Raw genomic sequence first — 21,048 nt, 5'->3', positions numbered from 1 at the left:
CAATAAATTGCCTTATTTGCTGAGTTCGAGGATATGCGCGACATCTTCACGTTCGAGTGTACGGAAACGACCGAATGCGCCACGTTTCATCGCAGAATCGAGAATCGCATCGAATGTCGACTCATCGATATCGTAGTCACGGAGTGAGTTTGGTGCGCCGAGCTGGTCGAAGAATGCACGAATCGCTTCGATTGTACGTTTCCCAGTCTCCAAGTCGTTTTCACCTGGTTCCACATCGAATACCTCCGTACCGAGTCGAGCGAAACGTGCAGCATTGTCTTCATCCAATACATGTTCCATCCAACGTGGGAAGAGGATCGCGAGACCACCAGCGTGCGGGATATCGTGGACAGCCGATACGGCGTGCTCGATGTTGTGCGATGCCCAGTCACCAGCAGCACCCATTTGAAGGACGCCGTTCAACGCCATCGTACCTGAGAACAAGATGATGGCACGAAGATCAACGTTTTCCAAATCGTTCACGAGTTTCGGCGCCGATTCAACGACAGCTTTCAAGACACCTTCTGTCATGCGTTCCTGTACCGGCGCATGGTTCGGGTGGAAGTATTGTTCGAAACAGTGGCTCATCATGTCGACAATACCGTAAATCGTCTGATCTTTTGGAACCGAGACTGTATAGCGTGGGTCAAGGATTGAGAATGTTGGGAAGACGAGTGGATGACCCCATCCGAACTTCTCTTGTGTTTCCCAGTTCGTGATAACCGAGCCTGAGTTCATTTCTGATCCTGTTGCCGCGAGTGTGAGGACCGTCCCAAATGGTACCGCCTCTGTCGGGATATGTTCACGTAGCACGATGTCCCACGCATCCCCTTCATAAGGAATCGCTGCTGAAATCAGTTTCGTACAGTCGATGACGGAACCTCCGCCGACTGCGAGCAACGCATCGACGTTTTCTTCACGTGCGAATTTGACTGCACGACGTACCGTCTCGATGCGCGGGTTCGGTTCGACGCCAGAGAAGTCTACGTATGAGATGCCAGCCTTTTCAAGCTCAGCCACGACTTCATCGTACGTTCCGTTCTTTTTGATGCTTCCGCCACCATAGACGAGCATCACTTTCTTCGCGTCGAGCGCGCCAAGTTCTTTCGATAATGTTTCGACCTGATGTGTACCGAAAATCAATTTTGTCGGGTTTTTGTATTCAAAGTTGTGCATGATTCATCCTCCTCGTAGAAATATGTAACACCTACACTATATACCCTGTTTTCAAAGAATGAAAAGTATCGTGCTTATGCGTAAATGCGATCGATGATGCGATGGAGTATGACGGCTTCCTCGGCTTGACGATAGTTCGGTTCCTTTCGGCACGCTTCGAGAAACAGCTGAATTTGACGTTCATACGGATCATGCTCCGTCAAATAGGCAGGTCGTTCGTCAAACAGTGCCCCATGTTTTTCAGTATGGAGCGTGAGCGGGAATAGACTTGCCCCGGCGTTCGTCCCTCTGCACTCGACACGCATCGTATCTTCTGCTTCGACATTGGCCATGTAACTGACATCGAGCAACAAAGAAGCACCCGTATCGAAGGTGATCATCGCTCTCGCCGTGTCTTCGACAGAGAGAGATTCATGATCCCATTTGCCCATCAAGCCCACACCCGGACGGTTCCCCAAATATTGCCCGACATGACCGATAACCTCTTTCGGTTCCGGATAATCCATCAAGTGAAGCGCGAGATCTAACATATGGACGCCGATATCGAGTAGCGCCCCTCCACCCTGAAGCTCTTTGTTCGTAAACACGCCCCATCCGGGAATACCGCGTCGGCGAAGGGCAAGTGCCGTTGCCGCATAGATGTCGCCCATCTCTCCTACGTCAATCATCCGCTTTAAGAGAACCGTGTCGGCACGATGCCGATAATGAAATCCATAATGAAGTGTCTTCCCCGCTCGTTTCGCCGCTTCTAACATCTCCACCGCTTCATCTTCCGATATGCCCGGGGGCTTCTCACAGAGCACGTGGCATCCTGCTTCTAGTGCAAGGAGCACTTGCTCTTTATGTAAGGCGTTCGGCGTACAGATACTGACCGCATCGAGCTGTTCATGCGTGAGCATCTCTTCGACCGTCTCATAGACGTTCGGGATGTCAAACTGTCGTGCGACACGTTCCCCATTCGCCCGTGTCCGGTTCATGACCGCTACCACATCCATCCCTGCTTTTACATAATTCGGAATGTGGGCACTCGTCGCAATCCCGCCCGTTCCAATGATGCCAATCTTCATATAATCTCCCCCTATTCGAATTACAGTTTCGTCATAAGCCCCATCGATTCCTGTAAAACACAAAAAAGGTGACCCGTTTAAAACGGGTCACCTTCGAACACTTACTTCTTGAAGTTTGTGTTTTTGATCCAGTCTTCAAGTTTGTCTTTGAGGACTGTGAATCCTGGAGCTTCTTCTTGCTTGAAGTTTGAAGATGCTTCGTTGCGGCGTGGCGCACGACGAGCTGGCTTCGCAGACTTCTCGCGTTTTGGAGCTTCTTGAGTCGCTTTCATTGAAAGCTTGATCTTTTTAGAAGCTTCGTCCACTTCAAGGATTTTCACTTCAACTTCTTGACCAACTTGAACGTAATCGTTTACGTCTTTTACGTAGTCGTGTGAGATTTCTGAAATGTGTACAAGACCTTGAGTCTCGTCATCGAGTGCTACGAAAGCACCGAAAGGTTGAATTCCTGTTACTTTACCTGTTAATACTTGATCTTTTTCGTATTTTGCCATTACAAACAACTCCTATGCTAAATTCATCAACTTACTATAACACACTTTTTTCGATAAAGTGTACAAATTAGTAAAAAAGATTATTTTTGACGTGTTGATATGTTTTAAAGTCGAAGCGCGGGGTAAATACAAATCAAGCAAGACTTCAAGTATTCCCCCCTGATTCCGCTAGGCGACTCGCCTAGCCCTTTTTTTGTTCAAAACGTCGTGAACGGCTTTTGATGGCGAATCGGATAGACCGTTTCTCCAGCCATTTCGTTCAACATCACCGCATTTCGATAGACGGCCATCCCTAGATTCGTTGCTGCGGGGCCATGGGAATGCTCCAAGTTCGTATGTGTGAACAACTTCCCACCTAACGACTCGCTCATCATCACTTCATATGTGTCATGCACTGCCCATTCTCCCTCTTCTTCCCATACTACCGGAAGCTTATCGACCCAAGATGGGATTACCGGGCGATACCCTGTCGCCACAACGACGAGGTCGTACTCTTTCTCAATCACTTCTCCTGTATAGCGCTGCGTCCCCTTCAAACGATGCGTCAACCAATCATAGGAAATGGATTCCACCTCGACTTGCGTCAGCATCTCTGCTCGCTTCGGCTCACCTTCTGCAGTCCGGTGATAGAGCGCCTCATAAATCGCCGTCATCGTCTCAGGGTTGACGCCATGGCGGAAACGTTCAAATGACTGAAGCAATTTCTGACGTGCTTCGTAAGGTAAGCCGTGAAAATATTCGATGTAGTCCACACTAAAAATCTCGTCCCCAATCTTTCCTGCTTCAAGTGACTCGAAATGATCAGAACGTGTGATCCAGTCGACACGTTGTTCATCCGTCGCTTCACGAAACAGATCAAGAAACACTTCTGCCGCACTCTGTCCACTGCCGACGACCGCGACGCGATAACGATCTCGAAGGACGTCCCGATAGGTCAAATACTCGCTCGTATGGATAACTTGTTCAAAACCTTCCGGCACAAACGGTTCTGCCCCAGTTCCAAGAACAACATGTGTAGCTTGAACTTGAGTCGTTTCACCGTTTGATTCGACCGTCACGAGAAAACCATTTTCCTCGACCAACACATCCGTCACCTCATGATTGAAGTGGATGGTCGACAGCTGTTCGGCGACCCAACGCAAATATCGATTGTATTCCGTCCGAGGAATTTTATCTTGTTCTTGCGTGATGAACGTCTGGAGACGCCCCGTCCCACTCAAGTAGTTCAAGAAACTCGATGGATTGGTCGGGTCTGCGAGCGTGACGAGATCTTGTAAGTAATGTGTTTGCATCGTCATCCCCTCGATAAGCATCCCTTCATGCCACATCATTTCCTTCCGCTTTTCAAAGCAAATCCCGCGTAGTGATGTTTTTTCCGCGAGAGCCATTAATCCAAGATTATAAGGACCACATCCGATTGCAACAAAGTCAACTTGTTTCATTTTCTTCACCTCGCCCGTCTTTTCCCTTTCATTATATCGCTAAAACGGCAAAAGACCCTCACGAATGAGAGTCCTTGACTGCTGTGACTTCGAATTGCTGCATGAATCGATGGATGCGTCGAATCGCTTCTTGTAACTGTTCAAGCGACGTCGCATAGCTCGCTCGCACGAACCCTTCCCCACTCTCACCGAAGGCGTTCCCTGGGACGACGGCGACCCGTTCTTCAAGCAAGAGACGTTCCGCAAATTCTTCACTTGTCAACCCCGTGTGTCGAATCGACGGGAAAGCATAGAATGCTCCACCCGGCACGTGTGTCGGGAGACCTGCCTCATTCAGTGCCTGAATGAAATAGTTCCGACGTTGACGATAGCTCTTCACCATGTTCGGTACGTGTTGATGACGTGAACGAAGCGCCTCGAGTCCCCCAAATTGAACGAGCGTCGGGGCACACATCATACCGTATTGATGAACCTTCAACATTTCCCGCGTCACGACTTCAGGGGCACAAGTGAAACCGAGGCGCCATCCCGTCATCGCGAACGCTTTTGAGAAACCATTGATGACGATTGTCCGGTCCCGCATATCGTGAAGTGTCGCGAAACTCGTGAACGGCTCGTCATAGCAAAGTTCTGCATAAATCTCGTCACTGACAACCCAAAGGTCATACTTGGTCGCGAGTTCCGCGATTTGCGCGAGCTCGTCGGCGTTCATCGTCGCTCCCGTCGGGTTGGACGGGAAGCAGAGGAGAATCGCCTTCGTCCGCTCGGTAATGACGCGCTCGACATCATCACGGTCGAGGCGAAAACCCTTTTCAGGACGACAGGCGACAGGAACAACTTTCCCACCCGCCATCTCGATGAGCGGTCCGTAAGATACGAAGGCAGGTTCGACGACGATGACTTCATCTCCTGGGTTCAGGAGGGCACGGAATGCGATATCGAGCGCCTGTGAGGCACCTGTCGTCACAATTAATTCCGATGCCGGATCGTATTTGACTGAAAATCGTTCTTTCATATAAGTAGCAATCTCTTCACGTAATTCGATGAGTCCTGCATTGGCACTATACGCCGTATATCCTTGTTCGAGTGCGACATAGCTCGCTTCTCGTACGTTCCAAGGCGTGATGAAATCCGGTTCTCCCACCCCGAGAGAAACCACGTTTTCCATCGTCTGCGCCAAATCAAAAAAGCGGCGGATGCCTGATGGTTTCATCGAGACAACTTGATTGGATAATGACTTCATGGCGTGATGTTCAACCGCTTGTCTTCAGTTTGTGGGGTGAACAAAATCCCGTCGTGTTTGTACGTCTTCAATTTGAAGTGTGTCGTCGTCGATAAGACCGAGTCAAGGGGTGACAACTTGTCAGAGACGAACGAAGCCACGTCTTGGAGCGAGCTCGCTTGAATGACGACTTGGAGATCGTAAGCACCTGACATCAGATAAAGGGCCGTCACTTCCGGGAAGCGATAAATACGCTCGGCCACATCATCAAATCCACGTCCTCGTTTCGGCGCAACTTTGACATCGATAAACGCCGTGACATCATGCCGGTTGATTTTTTGCCAATTGACCATCGCCCGAAAACCAAGCAAAATGCCGTCTTGTTTGAACTTCTCGAGCATCGACTCAATCGTTTCTTCATCAAGCGCCAACAAATCAGCCAACATCTTCGTCTCCAAATAGCCCTTTTCTTCTAACAACTCTAATAGTTCAAGTTCTTTTGATGAATACATACTTATTCTCCTTCCGTCCGACCAGGTAACACGCCTGTGAACGTTCTCTCTGTCTGCCTCACATATGGACGTCGTTCCTCTTGGACCATATGGAAATTCTTCATCCCCATGTCTGTCAGCCCATGCTTCTGACAAAAGCGGTCAAAGTAACGACGTCTCGTTTCGTCTTGTTTCGCTGATAAGTTGTCTGTCCCATTGAATGCGTAGAGAACCGTTGCTCGAGCGGGATGGGACACGGTGAACGTCTCCATGACCCTCAAGAAAAAATCCCAGTCCCAATAATTGTAGACATCCTCATCAAAGAGACCGATTGTCTCGTGGATCGATTTTCGATACATCGTGCCGGACGGAATGAACGTCGAGTCTTTTCGCATGCGCTCACGGTCGAAGTCATATGCGAACGGTTCCCAGTCCGTCACTACTCGACGACCGCCTTCCCATGTAAAACGGAATAGCTCGGCATCCGTATAGACGAAGTCCGCTTCTTGAAGATCGTGCAAACCGTCCTCGATGTGAGTCGGCATGAGCAAGTCATCATCGTCCAACAATAAGATGACGTCCCCTTTTGCTTCGAGTACGCCACGATTCCGCGCCCGAACATGGTGATTCTCGCCAACCTCAATGACACGTACATCCAGCTGATTCAAAAAAGGCGCCAAAATGTGATGTTTTGGCGGCCCTTCGTTATTCATGACCAAGACTTCGAACTGCTGAAACGTTTGGACCGTTAAGCTTTCAAGCAGCTCCGTCAATTCCGTCTCTCGTTTGTAAGCCGGAATGATGATCGTGACAGTCGGATTCATCCGCGATATGCCGTCTCGACTTGTGGAAGGATCGCTTCCCAGCTCACGCCGTTCTCTTTTGAAACGGTCACGAAGTCGCCGTATGCGAATACACTCTCGACGCCTTCAATCTCAACGAGTTTCGCAAGGAGCGGCTGATCTGTTGCTTCTCCTGCTTTCACGCTTTGGCTTTTCGCTCCGAATACGTTTTCTGGAAGTGTGACTTTCATCGCATTTGGGTTTGGTGTTGGATCAATTCGTAACATTATAATTCCTCCTTATAGTTGGCAAGACGACGATGCGAGCAGGCGCTGCGCCATCTTGAAGATCTCTTGTTCAGGTGGACACTCATCGAACGCCTCAAGGAACGTGCGGCGAATCACCTCGGTCAATTGTTCGGTGGATTCGACATAGGTTAATGCCATCATCACCTCATCGAACTCAGGTCCGTATGAACCTGCTCCGTAACCGAGCGGGTCCCATGTTAATAATAAGTCTTCTGTACGCACTTGTTAAACCCTTCTTTTCGTTAGAATCCATGCCCTACCTCATCAATCTACCTTACTTTTTGTTCGGATACCAGCCTTGACAAATTGATTCATTCGTTACGATTTAACGAAACACTATATCTAGTATTGATCGATTCATGTAGGTATTTCGCTAAGCGACGTCAAATACAATACATTCGTGCTTAAATCGTAAACGAAGTAACCCTTTTTCGGTGATGAAATCGAATTCATTTTCTGTGAAGAACTGTGCAATTAGAATTCATAAAAAAATTTCATCTCATTTTTCTGTCTCAAATTGGGTCATGAAGCCCTTTTCGAACAAAAGCAAAACACCACCCCGCACATTCAAGAATGTCAAGGATTGAAAAACTAAATATAGGTGTTTTATGATTAAAAAGATAAAAATGTGTCAATATATAGTTAACAGCTATTTTGGTCGTTGACACATTATTGTGACAGGTTAGGAAGTTCTTATTATACTTTCATAACGTCTACATCTATTAAAGGAGTGATCGATTTTGACATCCCCTATTCACCACGAGACGATGCTACCAGCGACGCCAACGCTTGCTGATGTTTCTTCTCTTATTCAATCTATCCAAACACGGTATCCTCATTTAAGTGTACAGCGTTACGAGGAACGCGCGATTCGGGCGCTCGAGACGAAGACGCTGACACAAGATGTAGTATATGACTTATTGACGATGCATGCGCTCGATATGTTGAAAGCCGAAGAGCCGGACTGGACGTTCGTGGCGACTGAGATGTATTTGAACCGTCTCTATCTTGAGGCGGCACGCAATCGCGGCTATGATGCGTCGATGCGCTACGGCAACTTCCATCACTTGATTGAGACGTTGACATCAAAACGCATCTTCACTTCAGCGCTGATGGATACGTATTCAAAAGAAGATATGGACCACCTCGAGACCTTGATTGACCCGTCTCGCGATCGCCTCTTCACCTACATCGGGCTTCGCACGTTATCGGACCGTTACCTCGGCCGCGACCATGTGAAGAACTTATACGAGCTTCCACAAGAGCGCTTCATGGTCATCGCGATGACCCTCATGCAAAAAGAGGATGAGAAAACACGCCTCAAACTCGTCGAAGAGGCGTACTGGGCGCTCTCAAACCTTTATATGACCGTCGCGACACCAACGTTATCGAACGCCGGTAAGTCATATGGTCAGCTCAGCTCTTGTTTCATCGATACAGTCGACGACTCGCTTCGCGGCATCTACGACTCCAACACCGACGTGGCGACACTTTCAAAAGGTGGAGGCGGAATCGGTGTCTACCTCGGAAAAATCCGCTCACGCGGAAGTGACATCAAAGGATTCAAAGGCGTCTCGAGTGGTGCCCTTCCTTGGATGAAACAATTGAACAACACGGCCGTCTCTGTCGACCAACTCGGCATGCGCCAAGGTTCAATCGCCGTATATCTAGACATCTGGCATAAAGATATCTTCGAATTCTTAGATGCGAAGTTGAACAACGGGGATGAGCGTCTTCGGACACATGACTTGTTCACAGGAGTCTGTTTACCGGACCTCTTCATGCGTACGGTCGAGGCACGCGGTGAATGGCATTTGTTCGACCCGCATGAGATTCGCACGGTGATGGGATATAGCCTTGAGGACTATTTTGACGAGACAGAGAACGGCGGTAGCTTCACCGAAAAATACATGGAGTGCGTCAACACACCAGAATTGTCTCGCGTGACCGTACCTGCCATCGACCTCGTAAAGCGTTATATGCGCTCACAGCTTGAGACAGGTACGCCGTACATGTTCTTCCGTGACGCCGTGAACCGGGCTAACCCGAACAAACACGCCGGTATGATTTATAGCTCGAACCTCTGTTCAGAGATCGCACAAAACATGTCGGCAACGACGATTGAAGAAGAGTACACACAAGACGGAAAAATCGTCATCACGAAAACACCAGGTGATTTCGTCGTCTGTAACTTAAGCTCAATCGCACTCGCTCGCGCAGTCAAAGCAGACGTCCTCGAACGCCTCATCCCGGTTCAAATGCGTATGCTCGACAACGTCATCGACTTGAACACCATTGAAGTGCCACAAGCGATGATCACGAACCAGAAGTATCGCGCGGTCGGTCTCGGAACATTCGGATGGCATCATTTGCTCGCCCTCGAAGGAATCCGCTGGGAATCAGTCGACGCCGTTCAATATGCAGAGAAACTTTATGAGAAGATTGCTTACCTCACGATTCAAGCTTCGATGGAACTCGCGAAGGAGAAAGGCGCGTTCGGCGTCTTCGAAGGATCGGAATGGCATACAGGGGAATACTTCAAACGCCGGAACTATCGCTCGCACGACGATTTGGATTGGGATGGTCTCGCAGAAGCCGTCCACCAAAACGGTGTCCGTAACGCCTATATGATGGCTGTTGCACCGAACTCGTCGACCGCTATCATCGCAGGTAGTACCGCGTCGATTGACCCGGTCTATAAGAAAGTCTACTCAGAAGAGAAGAAGAACTATAAGATTCCAGTCACGGTGCCAGATTTGACACCTGAGACGAACTGGTTCTATAAATCAGCCTTCGAAGTCGATCAACTATGGAGCATCCGTCAAAACGCATCGCGTCAACGTCACATCGACCAAGCAATCAGCTTCAACTTGTACGTGAAGAACGACGTGAAAGCGACAGAGCTTCTCGCGATGCACTTAGAAGCTTGGTCTCTCGGTATGAAATCGATTTATTACACACGTTCAACGACCGTTGAAGTAGATGAATGTGAGTCTTGTGCCTCATAACTTGTTCGATTCATCATTAGTCCGTTTTTAATGAAAGGTGGTTAACGACATGAACATTGCAATCATTTGTCATTCGATGAGCGGAAACACGGAAGAAGTGGCGACGCTCATCGAGTCGACCCACCATCATCGTGGTGACCACGTTGTCCGTTACGACGCGGATCGGGTCGGATATCGGGAAGCCCAGTCTCTTGCGTCATGTGACCTCGTCTATTTCGGGTCTTACACATGGGCAGATGGCATCTTGCCGGATGAAATGAAGGACACGTTCCGTCTCGTGCTAAAAGAATTGAATGTACCGATTCGTCAGGCAGCCGTATTCGGAACGGGTGACAAAATGTTTGTTCATTTCTGTCGAGCGGTCGATGAGATGGCGTACCACCTTTCAAAATACGGAATCCCACTAGCCGGTGAACTGCTTAAAATCGAGCAGTCGCCTCGCAACCAACCGTTCAACGTCCAGCACTGGGCAGAACGGATGGCTCAGAATGTAGAAGAAGGAGTCATGCACCATGTCGATTCAGAAAATCAAATTATTGTCGCCCAAACATCCTAACCGGGCAACCGCCATCATCGGTGGCGAAACAAGCTCAATCGTGAACTGGAACGATATCGCATATCCTCAGTTTTATACGATTTACAAACAATTGCTTTCAAACTTTTGGATCCCAGATGAGATCTCGATGTCGAAAGACATGCAACAATGGCCCCAACTAACTGAACGTGAACAAGACGCGTTCAAACGGATCATCGGACTGTTATCGATTCTCGACTCTGTCCAGACGCGATACATCCTCGAGTCGTCGATGTTCTCATCAGACTCATCCGTGCACGCCGTACTTGCCGTCATCGCGCAACAGGAAGTCGTACACAATCAATCGTATAGTTACGTTTTATCAAGCCTTGTCCCACTCGCTGAACAAAATCGCATCTTTGATATTGCGAAAGACGACGAGATGGTCATGAAACGTAACCAATTCATCCTGGACTTATATGAAGAATTCCGCGACACACCAAACGCAGAGAATTTCGCAAAATCACTTGTAGCCTCGGTCATTTTGGAAGGCATCAACTTCTATTCTGGCTTCGCCTATTTCTATAACTTGGCCCGTCATCAAAAGATGGTCGGGACGTCAACGATGATCAGTTATATCCAGCGTGACGAGATGCAACATTCTTATTTCATCAGCCAGTTGCTCCGTGCCGTCTTGACTGAAAATCCAAAGATTGATGCGGACGGACAGTTCAGCCAGTTCGTATACGATACGATGGCAGAGGCCGTCGACCTTGAGATTGAGTGGTGTGAATACGTCCTTCGCGACCTCGATGGACTCGATGTCAGTGAGATGCGTGACTACGTCAAATACTTGGCAAACAAACGCTTACGTGTAATCGGTCTGAACGACTTGTACGAAGGATATGACGAAGATGTCATGCCTTGGATCCGTGCATACTCAGACGACTCGCTCAACGCAACAAAATCTGATTTCTTCGAACAAAAATCGCGTTCGTATGCGAAAGTGACAGACGCAAACGGTTTCGATGACTTGTAAGATTCTCGCTCAACGCAACAAAATCTGATTTCTTCGAACAAAAATCGCGTTCGTATGCGAAAGTGACAGACGCAAACGGTTTCGATGACTTGTAAGATTCTCGCTCAACCGAACCTTTACATGGTTCGGTTTTTTTGATGCATCAAAAAACCTTAGACACGTTCGTCTAAGGTTTAAGGATTAATGATAGGTTTGTACGTATTTAGCGATTCCTTCTGCAACACCCTCTGCCATACGCTGGCGAGATGCGTCACTGCGGAGATACGTCAAATCCGTCGGAGAAGAGATGAACCCGAGCTCAACGAGAGCCGATGGCATCGTATTATTCGTAATGACGTAATAGTTTGCCGTCTTGACACCTCGGTTTGACATCCCACTCATCTTCCCGACTAGGTTGCTTTGAATGTTCGAAGCCAACACACGACTACGTGCACTATGGGCCGACCGTGTCGAATAGAATGTTTCCAATCCTTTTGCTGCTGGAGAATCTGCTGCGTTGATGTGCATACTGACGAACAAGTCACCTCGTAACGACTTCGCTGCAGCGACACGTTGATCAAGCGTCAAGTAAACATCTGTCGAACGCGTCAGACGAACTGTATACCCGTATTTCGAACGAAGATAAGCTTCTACACGTTTTGATAAATCTAATACAATCGTCTTTTCATAAAGTGAACCGTTTAGTGCTCCCGGATCTTTCCCACCATGTCCAGGATCTAGAACGATGACAGCTCCTGAAGATTCACTCGGTTTCGACGACGAAACGAATCCTGAAGAAACGTAAGCATCTTTTCCGTTGTATTTGATCTTGTGGAAACCATTTACCGTTGCATAGTAAGTAACAGCCGTGCCGTGATCGAGTTTCCCTACTACGCTTGAGTTAAGACTCGCTTGAGAACGAACATTTAATACATCACCTGGCGTGTTAATATATACCGTTCCCTTGGGTGCCGCTTCAGGCGCAGCCGGAGATTTTCCAGCAGTCAACCATGAGCTTGCCGTGTAGTAGACTTTCGACCCGATGTGAACCGTCGACCAGCTTGCATTATACGATTTGTATGATACAGCTGTGTATTTCGGAAGCACAAGTTGAACTGGTGAACTTTGATGCGTTCTTCCGAACAAGTTAACGTTTCGGTTAGCATATCCCTGAGTCAATCCGTCGTTTGGTTCCGTTGTTGTAGGTGGTTGTGTTTCCGTTTTAGAAGTTGAGATCCAAGCTGTCGGTGTATAATATGTCGCATTACCGATATATACGGTCGACCAACTTGAATTGTACTTACTTGAAACAACTGCAGTGTTTATTGGCAAGACTTTAACTACTTCAGAACTTTGGATTCGCGTCAGGAACAGCTTTAATTCTCGGTTTGCGTATCCATTCTCTTTAACAGTCTGAGGTTTGAGCGATCCAGGCGTAATCCACGCTGTCGGCGTATAGTATGTCGCGTTTCCGATATATACGGTCGACCAACTCGAATTGTACTTGCTCGACATGACAACCGTATGTTTCGGCAATACCTTTTGGATAGGCGAACTTTGCATCTGAGTCGCAAACAATTTCATTTCACGGTTCGCGTAACCTTCCGTTCGGTTCACTGTTGCATCTGTCAGTTTTGGTGCAATGTACATCTTCGCAGCATAGTAAGTTTTTCCGTTCAAATAGACTTTCGCCCATGAAGAGTTATGAACGGCATACTTGACTTCTGTCCCTTTTTTCAACGTCGTGACAATGCTGGCTGAACGATGTGATGTGACACGGATATTTAAATTTTCGGTTGTCACACCTGTTGAAGTTGCTGACTGAGTCGTCAACGAACTCGAAGGAGAAGAAAGTTTGCGGATGTATTGAGCCGATGCATAATATGTACGACTATCGACATACACTTTATGCCAGGACTGATTATACGTCCCGTATTTCACTTTCGTGCCTTTCGGCAATGTCTTGACGACTGTCCCGCTCAAACTTGGTGTTGAACGAATATTCAAATTCACAGTCGTCTCCCCATCGTACGTTGCGGCTTCAACTGAAGGAAGTTGCATTCCAAATAAGAGAACCGTTAAGATGAGTGCGATTTTTACAAGCTTCATTTTCATCCAAAATATTCCTTTCTTCTAGCGGCATTTCCTACTAACAACAACTTCATATTAGCATAATGCTTTTTTAAAAAAAGTAAATATTTGAAAAAAAGATGAATTTTTTTGATAAAAAGGTAAATGTTTTTATTGTTGGGGTTTGATGACTATGAATTGATGATTTTCGTAAGTTTCTTCTACAATATGAAAGGTTTCAGGAATCCGATATTCATAACCATCTTCATATAAAAGACCATCTTTTGATTGTTGAATCACAAATCCATCAAGCCCCTCAATATGAGCAATTTTCAGAAAGCGTTCTATATGTTTCTCTCTCTCCATGTATCGGTCAAATCGCTCAAAAGGTTTAGGGTTAATCCCACCCCAATAGCGTCCAGACTGATACGTGACATAGGTTCTGACGGAAGTTTCCGTAATCGGATCCGGTGTATGATCGAAACGCCCGAAGTCACGTGTCGATTTTTCATCAATCAATGCATACAATGAGTCAAACAATTCATAGTTGCACTGTTCTCCTAAAGAAATCACGGCACGTTGCAGTTGCTCGATATGCAGCTGTAACGACTCCCCTTGGCGATTCGGCTTCAGCTTTTTATCTCCTTCGTAAGCATTCAATATCCTCGCCACTTCGCCGGCCTCTTCTACGATTTGAAAATATAACTGTTCTTTCGTCACTTCTCTTACATCCGCTTCTTGTTGTTGAAGTGAGATGGCATACTGGTTTGCGAGACAAGTGGAAATGACAAGCACATCGAGCAGTTCTTCTTTTAGCTCCTCCGCTGATCCTTTGCGCATCGCACCTCCCACTTCTCCCACTTCTTCTAATAATCGTGCCAGCCCCGATAACGGTCTCCAGTAACCTCCCAAATGAAGAATCATCACATCAATTTTTTGTTGAATCTCTCTCATGTTCATTCACCTATCTTTCTGCTTTATTTACCGTCTACATGATATACTATGCTCAATCTAACTGTCCGGAAAGGGTGGGTTTTTCATGTCTTCGGTAAGACTTTGGCAACTGCTTCGGTTCGTACTTGTCGTAATCGGCTTATTTTTGATTACATGGGTACTGAACATCCTCTTCGAATATACGTATCCTTTCGTGTTTGCCCTACTCTTATCTCTCTTGACCGTTCCACTCGTCAATTTTTTTGAACGAAAAACCAACATGCCGCGTGCGCTCGGGACACTGATCTCGTTGTTGATCGTCCTCAGTATCGTCGTCGGCATCATCACGATCGTCATCATCCAATTGATTCATTATGCGACAATCGCAGCGGAGCGACTTCCTGAACAAATCCAAACGTTCACTGAATATGTCCAGCGCTTGTTCAACGAAAAGATTGCACCACTCGTCAACGATGCGTATGAGAGCTATCAACAATTGAATCCTGGACAGACGACTTCATTAGAAGGTGGCATCACAGAGCTCGGTGTCCAACTCGCTGCCGCAATCGGTGTTTTATCCCGTGGTGTGGCAAGTGTCCTACAAGGCATGTTGGCAGCACTCCCACTCGTCCTGCTGCTTGTCGTCGTCATTGTGCTCGCCTGGTTCTTTATTACAAAAGACTGGCCCTCTTACGTGACGTCTCTAAATCGCCTGAATAAACGCAAAGGATTTAAAGAGTTCGAGGAAGTGATGATCAACCTGAAGTCCGCTTTATTCGGTTACGTTCGAGCACAACTGACGCTCATTTCCATCACCTTCGGAATCGTACTGGTCGGTATGTTCATTCTCCGAGTCGACAATCCGCTCTCATTCGCTTTACTCGCAGGGTTCTTCGACCTTTTACCTTATTTAGGTGTCGGTACACTACTCATTCCATGGGCCGCCTATGCCGCAGTATCGGGCGATTGGTTCGTCGCCATCGGATTGATTGTCCTATACATCATCGTCATCGTTCAACGAAACTTGGCTGAACCGAAGATTGTCGGTTCCCACATCGGGTTGAATCCGCTTGCCGCACTCATCTCGATTTTTGTCGGTCTAAAACTATTCGGTGTATTCGGCTTCATCTTAGGTCCCGTACTCGCCGTACTACTAAAAGCTGTATACAACGCTAAAGTCTTTCATTATATGTGGCGGTTCATCATCGGTCCGTCTGCCACAACAGCAAAAGAGCGATGAAATCAACATTTCATCGCTCTTCTTTCATTTGAGGTACAGCTACTTTCGGCTCATTCGCTTCAGCCGGGTGTAACGAAAGACCACTCGTCCCCGCTTCATAGGCGGCTACCGCTAAGATGCAAGCATCGATAATGTCATCGATTTGGACGTTCGACATTTTCCATTTCCACGGAGTGCTTTTCGAGTATTTTCGAAGTAACTCGATTCGTTCGTCCTGCCCTTCGACTGTCTTTTTCGAATGACTTGCCTCATGCCCCATCATGACTGAGAAGCATACTTCTGGGTGAGATTCATAAACGTCCTCCACTAACACATGCTGGAACTCACGGATACGCGGAACCAAATGCCAAGCCTGTTTGCTAATCCCTTTATCGATCAACAATCGACTTTGTTTGTTCGCTTCCTCGTATGTCTCTTCATGAAGCACTTCTTGAATCGGCGGGGTAAAGACGGACGATTTCCGCTCGACGAGTTGGCTCCGCATCCACGCGTCACATGCTCGACTCGGATGGTCGACCGTCCCTAAATCTTTCGGCATATCCACGAAATGCATCGCACCGTCAATGAGCAACTCCTCTAGCGTTTCTGAAATCGTCAAACATAAGGAAATGCTATCGTATGTGATGCGCACCCAGCCTCCGCGTGCGCCGTCAATTCCTACTCCTACCATGTCTTACCTCCTGTAACATCATCAACACGCCGAACACGGCGAAAAATACTGTACATCCTAACCAGATCCGGTTCGGCCAAACCGTGTACGCAAAGCCACACAGAATCGCCAAACCGATCAAGAGGAGCGCTCTTAGCGCTCCCACGTTTCAATCATCCGTGCAAGCGTTCGGACCATGACACCAGTCGGGCCTTTCGGGCCAAGGTCGTTCGCTGCAGCACGTTCGCTCGTTCCTGCGATATCGAGGTGAAGCCACGGTGTATCGCCGACAAACTCGCCGACAAAGGCTCCACCGAAAATCATGTGACCGAAGCGACCAGGTGAGTTGTTCAAGTCGGCTACTTCTGATTTTCTCACTTTGTTGATGAACACATCAAAGTATGGCATTTGCCAAACGAGTTCATTCGTCTCGCGACTCGCTTCTTCGAGTGAGCGATAGAGGGTATCATCGTTCGTCAGACAGCCCGTCACGTCTGTACCGAGTGCGACGAGTACACCGCCCGTTAGCGTAGCTACGTCGATGATTGCTGTTGGCTCATACGTTTTCGCGAACGTGACAGCATCCGCTAAAACGAGGCGTCCTTCCGCATCTGTGTTGAGTACTTCGATTGTCTTACCGTTCATTGCCGTGATCACATCATCCGGTTTGAAGGCATCACCTGAAATCATGTTGTCTGTCGCACCGATGATTCCGATGACGTTTTTATTCGGACGTGTGCGTCCGAGTGTCTCGAATAGTCCAAGGACAGTAGCCGCACCACCCATATCGCCTTTCATTCCGACGATGCCATCTTTCGGCTTGATTGAATAGCCACCTGTATCGAACGTGACGCCTTTTCCGACAACCGCAATCGGAGCTTCTTCCTCTGCACCACGATATTCCAACACGATCAATTTCGGCGGGATCGTCGAGCCTTGGTTTACGGCGAGGAGTGCACCCATTCCGAGCCCTTCCATTTCTTCCTTTTCTAACACTCGGTATTTGAAATCATGGCGTTTCGCTAATTCTACCGCATAATCCGCCAACGTCTCTGCTGTCAAAATATTAGCCGGCATCATCGTCAACGTTCGAGCGACATTGACCCCTTTCCCATAAGCGACACCTGCATCGATGTCTTCTTGTGACACATCCCCAAGAAGTGTGATGTTTGGCTCTTCGACCGTTTGTTTCGGCTCTGACTTGTATGTAGGATGAGCATACGTCGCCATTTCAAATGCTTCTGCGAAAATGCGAGCCGCGTCGTTTGTGAACGTGTCGAGTGCGACTGCAACGTCCTTTAATCCACGCGCGTGGACGAGCTTCGCCACTTTCCCGAACCAGTTCCGTACATTCTCTGTCGTGATGTCGTTTCGTTGTCCAAGTCCGACAAACAAGACGCGTGCCGTTTCCCCGGCGAACGTCGGCAATAACGTCACTTCTCCTGTTTTCGTCGAAAGGTCTCCTGATTGAATGAGTGCTTTCACTCGTCCACCGAACAATGTGTCGAGCCCTTCGTCGATTGAATCGGCCGCACCGATTCCAACAATCATCGTGTCATATGAATCTGTCCAATTTAATTGAGCAATTTGATACATCTTGCCACTTCCCTTCTTTATATATGGTAAGCATAGCGAACTTCTCCAAAATAATGAAATAGTATGCGTAAGAGTCAAGAAATCTTCGAATTCGTGGGCTATCTCCTCGTTGTGACGTTGTTTTATTTTATGATAGGATAAGAAAGTACGCAATCGGGCTTCTCTTCATCGTGAAGTGAGGCCAATTTGACTGGTCGAGGCTTCCCCTAGTCGTAGACCGTTGCTACTTTAACTTTCTTCGTTCTCGTTAATTCTTTTTTCTTTTCGGGTATGAAGTAACGAGGCAGGAAAGTACACTATTTCTTTGAAAAGAGGGACTACGCTTATGTCACACATTAAAGGTATTGGTGCATCTGCAGGGATTGCAGTTGCAAAAGCATTCGTTATGGAGACACCTTCATTCGATATCCCAACACACAAGATTGAAGATGTCGCTGCAGAAAAGGCACGTTTCCAAGATGCAATCGCACAATCTAAAACGGAGCTTGAAGAAATCCGCGAGCACACGCTTCGTGAACTTGGTCCAGACAAAGCCGAGATTTTCTCAGCTCACCTTTTAATCGTTGAGGATCCAGAAATCGTTTCGCAAGTGAACGATAAAATTGAAAGCGAAAACATGAACGCTGCGAAAGCACTTGATGAAGTCGCACAGACGATGATCATGATTTTCGAATCGATGGACAACGAATACATGCGCGAACGTGCAGCTGACGTTCGTGACGTGACAAAACGTGTTTTGGCACACATTCTTGGGGTGACATTCGTGACACCTGCATCGATCTCAGAAGAAGTGATCATCATCGCTGAAGACTTGACGCCTTCAGACACGGCACAACTCAACCGTAAATACGTCAAAGGGTTCGCGACAAACATCGGTGGACGTACATCACACTCTGCCATCATGTCACGTTCACTCGAAATTCCAGCGGTCGTTGGTACGAAAGTGGCCCTTGAAGAAATCAAAAACGGTGACCTCGTCATCATCGACGGTACGGAAGGTGACGTGTTCGTCAACCCTTCAGAAGACCTCGTCAAAGAGTACGAAGGCAAACGTGCTGATTTCGAAGCTTACAAAGAAGAGTTGAAACAACTCGTCAACGAAGAGTCTGTCACTGCTGACGGTCATAAAGTGAAGCTTGCAGCGAACATCGGAACGCCAAACGACTTAGAAGGCGTCTTGAAAAACGGTTCAGATGCAATCGGTCTTTATCGTACAGAGTTCTTGTACATGGACTCTGAAACATTCCCGACAGAAGAAGAGCAATACACAGCATACAAAACGGTTCTTGAAGGTATGGAAGGCAAGCAAGTTGTCATCCGTACACTCGATATCGGTGGCGACAAAGAATTGTCTTACCTCGACCTCCCGAAAGAGATGAACCCGTTCCTCGGCTATCGTGCGATTCGTCTTTGCCTCGAGGAAACAGATTTGTTCCGCACGCAACTTCGTGCCCTTCTCCGCGCGTCAGCTCACGGTAACCTCGCGATCATGTTCCCTATGATTGCGACACTTGAAGAGTTCCGCGCAGCGAAAGCCCTTCTCCTTGAAGAAGAAGCGAAGTTGAAAGAAGAAGGAATCGAAGTCGGTCAATATGAAACAGGGATGATGGTTGAAATTCCATCTACAGCTGTCATGGCGAAACAATTCGCAAAAGAAGTCGACTTCTTCTCAGTCGGTACAAACGACTTGATTCAATACACGATGGCGGCTGACCGCATGAACGAAAAAGTATCTTACTTGTACCAACCGTTCAACCCTGCCATCTTGAACCTTCTCCATAACGTCATCACAGAAGCACACAAAGCTGGCAAATGGGTCGGTATGTGTGGAGAGATGGCTGGAGAAGAGCTCGCGATTCCAATCCTTCTCGGTCTTGGACTCGATGAATTCTCGATGTCAGCTTCAAGCGTCCTCCGTGCACGTAGCCTCGTGAAGCGCTTGACGAAGACAGAAACAGAATCGATCGTCAACGAAGTCCTCAACATGGACACAGCTGAAGAAGTCGTGAACTTCCTTAGCGAAAAGTTTGACATTAAAAAGTAACGTCAAAAGTCCTTCTCTCGAGCGAGAGAAGGACTTTTTTTACATACTATTTAAAAATCGAAGTCGTCCGGGTCTGGACCGACACGTTTATACTGATCGAGTGCATCAATTCGTTCCATTTGATCTTCGTTCAATTCAAAGTCATGCAGACTGAAGTTTTCTTCGATGCGATGCGATTTGACCGATTTCGGAATAATCACCCATCCTGTCTGAAGATGCCAGCGCAACATCACTTGAGCGACAGAACGCTCCACTTCTTTCGCGATTGTAACTAACGTCGGCTCTTCGAACAATCCACCTTGCATGAGCGGTGCCCAAGCGACTGGTACGATGCCATGCTCGGTCATATACGATGCTAATTCGGTTTGACGAAGCAATGGATGCCGCTCGACTTGGTTCACGGCTGGAACGAGTTCACTGTTTGCAGCCAATGTCTCAAGGTGATGAATCTGGAAGTTACTCACTCCGACTGCTCCGACACGTCCGTCTCGATACAATTGTTCAAGGGAGCGCCAAGAGTCAACAATTTTGTCTTCCACCGGCCAATGAATCAAATACAAATCCAATTGTTCTAAGCCGAGGCGTTCGAGTGAAGCTTCATACGCAGCGATGGCTGATTCATACCCTTGATCGGCATTCCAAAGTTTTGAGGTGATGAACAAATCATCCCGGGAAATATTCGCCATCTCCATTCCTTTTCGAATTCCGATTCCGACACCTTCCTCGTTCTCATAAACAGCTGCCGTATCAATGTGGCGGTATCCTTGACGAATCGCTTCCACGACAGCATCGATGACCGTATCCCCGTCCTCTACTTTAAAGACGCCAAGTCCGATGGTAGGAATGGCTTTCTGACCATGATTCAACTCTATAGATTGTTTCATTTGTACCCCTTCTTTCGTGAGAATTCTTCTTCACTATAAAAGGGATTCTCACTTTTCGGAATAAGGCACATTGAAGTAACTATACAAAAAGAGCCGCTCCATTACTGGAG

General features: G+C 47.6%; 19 protein-coding genes. 5 read left to right on the top strand and 14 right to left on the bottom strand.

Annotation, left to right across the window (positions count from 1 at the left end):
• Positions 1-12: 12 nt before the first annotated feature.
• The 9 genes from PJK55_RS00865 to PJK55_RS00825 form a co-directional block, all read right to left on the bottom strand.
• Entirely contained in the window at positions 13-1,176 is a 1,164-nt protein-coding gene (locus PJK55_RS00865) for an iron-containing alcohol dehydrogenase (protein ID WP_271304508.1), read from the bottom strand.
• Positions 1,177-1,250: 74 nt separating this feature from the next.
• Positions 1,251-2,243 (bottom strand): Gfo/Idh/MocA family protein, encoded by a 993-nt coding sequence (locus tag PJK55_RS00860; RefSeq protein ID WP_271304507.1) that lies wholly within the window; start codon positions 2,241-2,243, stop codon positions 1,251-1,253.
• Between the two features lie 101 nt (positions 2,244-2,344).
• Complete coding sequence (gene yugI, locus PJK55_RS00855) at positions 2,345-2,737, bottom strand: S1 domain-containing post-transcriptional regulator GSP13 (protein WP_074033496.1); 393 nt, start codon at positions 2,735-2,737, stop codon at positions 2,345-2,347.
• Positions 2,738-2,934: 197 nt separating this feature from the next.
• Positions 2,935-4,179 carry a lysine N(6)-hydroxylase/L-ornithine N(5)-oxygenase family protein gene (locus PJK55_RS00850; protein WP_271304506.1) on the bottom strand — a complete coding sequence of 415 codons (1,245 nt, stop codon included), beginning with the start codon at positions 4,177-4,179 and terminating at the stop codon, positions 2,935-2,937.
• Positions 4,180-4,237: 58 nt separating this feature from the next.
• Entirely contained in the window at positions 4,238-5,422 is a 1,185-nt protein-coding gene (locus tag PJK55_RS00845) for an aminotransferase (RefSeq protein ID WP_214782077.1), read from the bottom strand.
• The gene (locus PJK55_RS00840) at positions 5,419-5,913 is read right to left on the bottom strand and encodes an Lrp/AsnC family transcriptional regulator (protein WP_074033499.1); all 495 of its coding nucleotides are present in this window, start codon (positions 5,911-5,913) and stop codon (positions 5,419-5,421) included. The genes PJK55_RS00845 and PJK55_RS00840 overlap by 4 nt, the downstream gene beginning before the upstream one ends.
• Positions 5,914-5,915: 2 nt before the next feature.
• Entirely contained in the window at positions 5,916-6,716 is an 801-nt protein-coding gene (locus PJK55_RS00835; protein WP_271304505.1) for a glycosyltransferase family 2 protein, read from the bottom strand.
• Positions 6,713-6,961 carry a NifU N-terminal domain-containing protein gene (locus PJK55_RS00830; protein WP_026825527.1) on the bottom strand — a complete coding sequence of 83 codons (249 nt, stop codon included), beginning with the start codon at positions 6,959-6,961 and terminating at the stop codon, positions 6,713-6,715. The genes PJK55_RS00835 and PJK55_RS00830 overlap by 4 nt, the downstream gene beginning before the upstream one ends.
• Positions 6,962-6,973: 12 nt before the next feature.
• Positions 6,974-7,204, bottom strand: a complete 231-nt coding sequence (locus PJK55_RS00825) for a DUF1871 family protein (protein WP_271304504.1) — start codon at positions 7,202-7,204, stop codon at positions 6,974-6,976.
• Between the two features lie 545 nt (positions 7,205-7,749).
• Here PJK55_RS00825 and PJK55_RS00820 point away from each other — a divergent pair.
• The 3 genes from PJK55_RS00820 to PJK55_RS00810 are packed head-to-tail and all read left to right on the top strand — an operon-like array spanning position 7,750 to position 11,543.
• Positions 7,750-9,990, top strand: a complete 2,241-nt coding sequence (locus PJK55_RS00820) for a ribonucleoside-diphosphate reductase subunit alpha (protein WP_271305252.1) — start codon at positions 7,750-7,752, stop codon at positions 9,988-9,990.
• A gap of 49 nt (positions 9,991-10,039) precedes the next feature.
• On the top strand, positions 10,040-10,546 hold the full coding sequence (locus PJK55_RS00815) for a flavodoxin domain-containing protein (protein ID WP_214693399.1): 507 nt from the start codon (positions 10,040-10,042) through the stop codon (positions 10,544-10,546).
• Complete coding sequence (locus PJK55_RS00810) at positions 10,503-11,543, top strand: ribonucleotide-diphosphate reductase subunit beta (RefSeq protein ID WP_074033504.1); 1,041 nt, start codon at positions 10,503-10,505, stop codon at positions 11,541-11,543. Before PJK55_RS00815 ends, PJK55_RS00810 begins: the two co-directional genes overlap by 44 nt.
• A gap of 180 nt (positions 11,544-11,723) precedes the next feature.
• Here PJK55_RS00810 and PJK55_RS00805 read toward each other — a convergent pair whose 3' ends face one another.
• Both PJK55_RS00805 and PJK55_RS00800 read right to left on the bottom strand, forming a co-directional pair.
• Positions 11,724-13,637 carry an N-acetylmuramoyl-L-alanine amidase gene (locus PJK55_RS00805; protein WP_271304503.1) on the bottom strand — a complete coding sequence of 638 codons (1,914 nt, stop codon included), beginning with the start codon at positions 13,635-13,637 and terminating at the stop codon, positions 11,724-11,726.
• 126 nt (positions 13,638-13,763) lie between these two features.
• Positions 13,764-14,546 (bottom strand): MazG nucleotide pyrophosphohydrolase domain-containing protein, encoded by a 783-nt coding sequence (locus PJK55_RS00800; RefSeq protein WP_271304502.1) that lies wholly within the window; start codon positions 14,544-14,546, stop codon positions 13,764-13,766.
• A gap of 85 nt (positions 14,547-14,631) precedes the next feature.
• On the opposite strand from PJK55_RS00800, the gene ytvI reads away from it, so the two are divergent.
• A complete protein-coding gene (ytvI, locus tag PJK55_RS00795) occupies positions 14,632-15,765 on the top strand; it encodes a sporulation integral membrane protein YtvI (RefSeq protein WP_214874589.1) in 1,134 nt (377 codons plus the stop codon).
• A gap of 10 nt (positions 15,766-15,775) precedes the next feature.
• Here ytvI and PJK55_RS00790 read toward each other — a convergent pair whose 3' ends face one another.
• Together PJK55_RS00790 and PJK55_RS00785 are read right to left on the bottom strand one after the other, a co-directional pair.
• Positions 15,776-16,435 (bottom strand): DUF429 domain-containing protein, encoded by a 660-nt coding sequence (locus tag PJK55_RS00790; protein ID WP_271304501.1) that lies wholly within the window; start codon positions 16,433-16,435, stop codon positions 15,776-15,778.
• A 132-nt stretch (positions 16,436-16,567) separates the two neighbouring features.
• Positions 16,568-18,010, bottom strand: a complete 1,443-nt coding sequence (locus PJK55_RS00785; protein ID WP_271304500.1) for a leucyl aminopeptidase — start codon at positions 18,008-18,010, stop codon at positions 16,568-16,570.
• Positions 18,011-18,335: 325 nt separating this feature from the next.
• Between PJK55_RS00785 and ptsP the strand changes: the two genes are divergently transcribed.
• The gene (ptsP, locus tag PJK55_RS00780) at positions 18,336-20,054 is read left to right on the top strand and encodes a phosphoenolpyruvate--protein phosphotransferase (protein ID WP_214746293.1); all 1,719 of its coding nucleotides are present in this window, start codon (positions 18,336-18,338) and stop codon (positions 20,052-20,054) included.
• Between the two features lie 50 nt (positions 20,055-20,104).
• On the opposite strand, the gene PJK55_RS00775 is transcribed toward ptsP, so the two are convergent.
• On the bottom strand, positions 20,105-20,938 hold the full coding sequence (locus tag PJK55_RS00775) for an aldo/keto reductase (protein WP_271304499.1): 834 nt from the start codon (positions 20,936-20,938) through the stop codon (positions 20,105-20,107).
• Between the last annotated feature and the right edge of the window lie 110 nt (positions 20,939-21,048).

The sequence above is a fragment of the Exiguobacterium sp. MMG028 genome (assembly GCF_027947425.1).
In the GTDB taxonomy this organism is placed as follows: Bacteria; Bacillota; Bacilli; order Exiguobacteriales; family Exiguobacteriaceae; genus Exiguobacterium; species Exiguobacterium aestuarii_A.
Note: the sequence above shows the minus strand (reverse complement) of the source record. Positions and strands in the feature narration are given on the sequence as shown.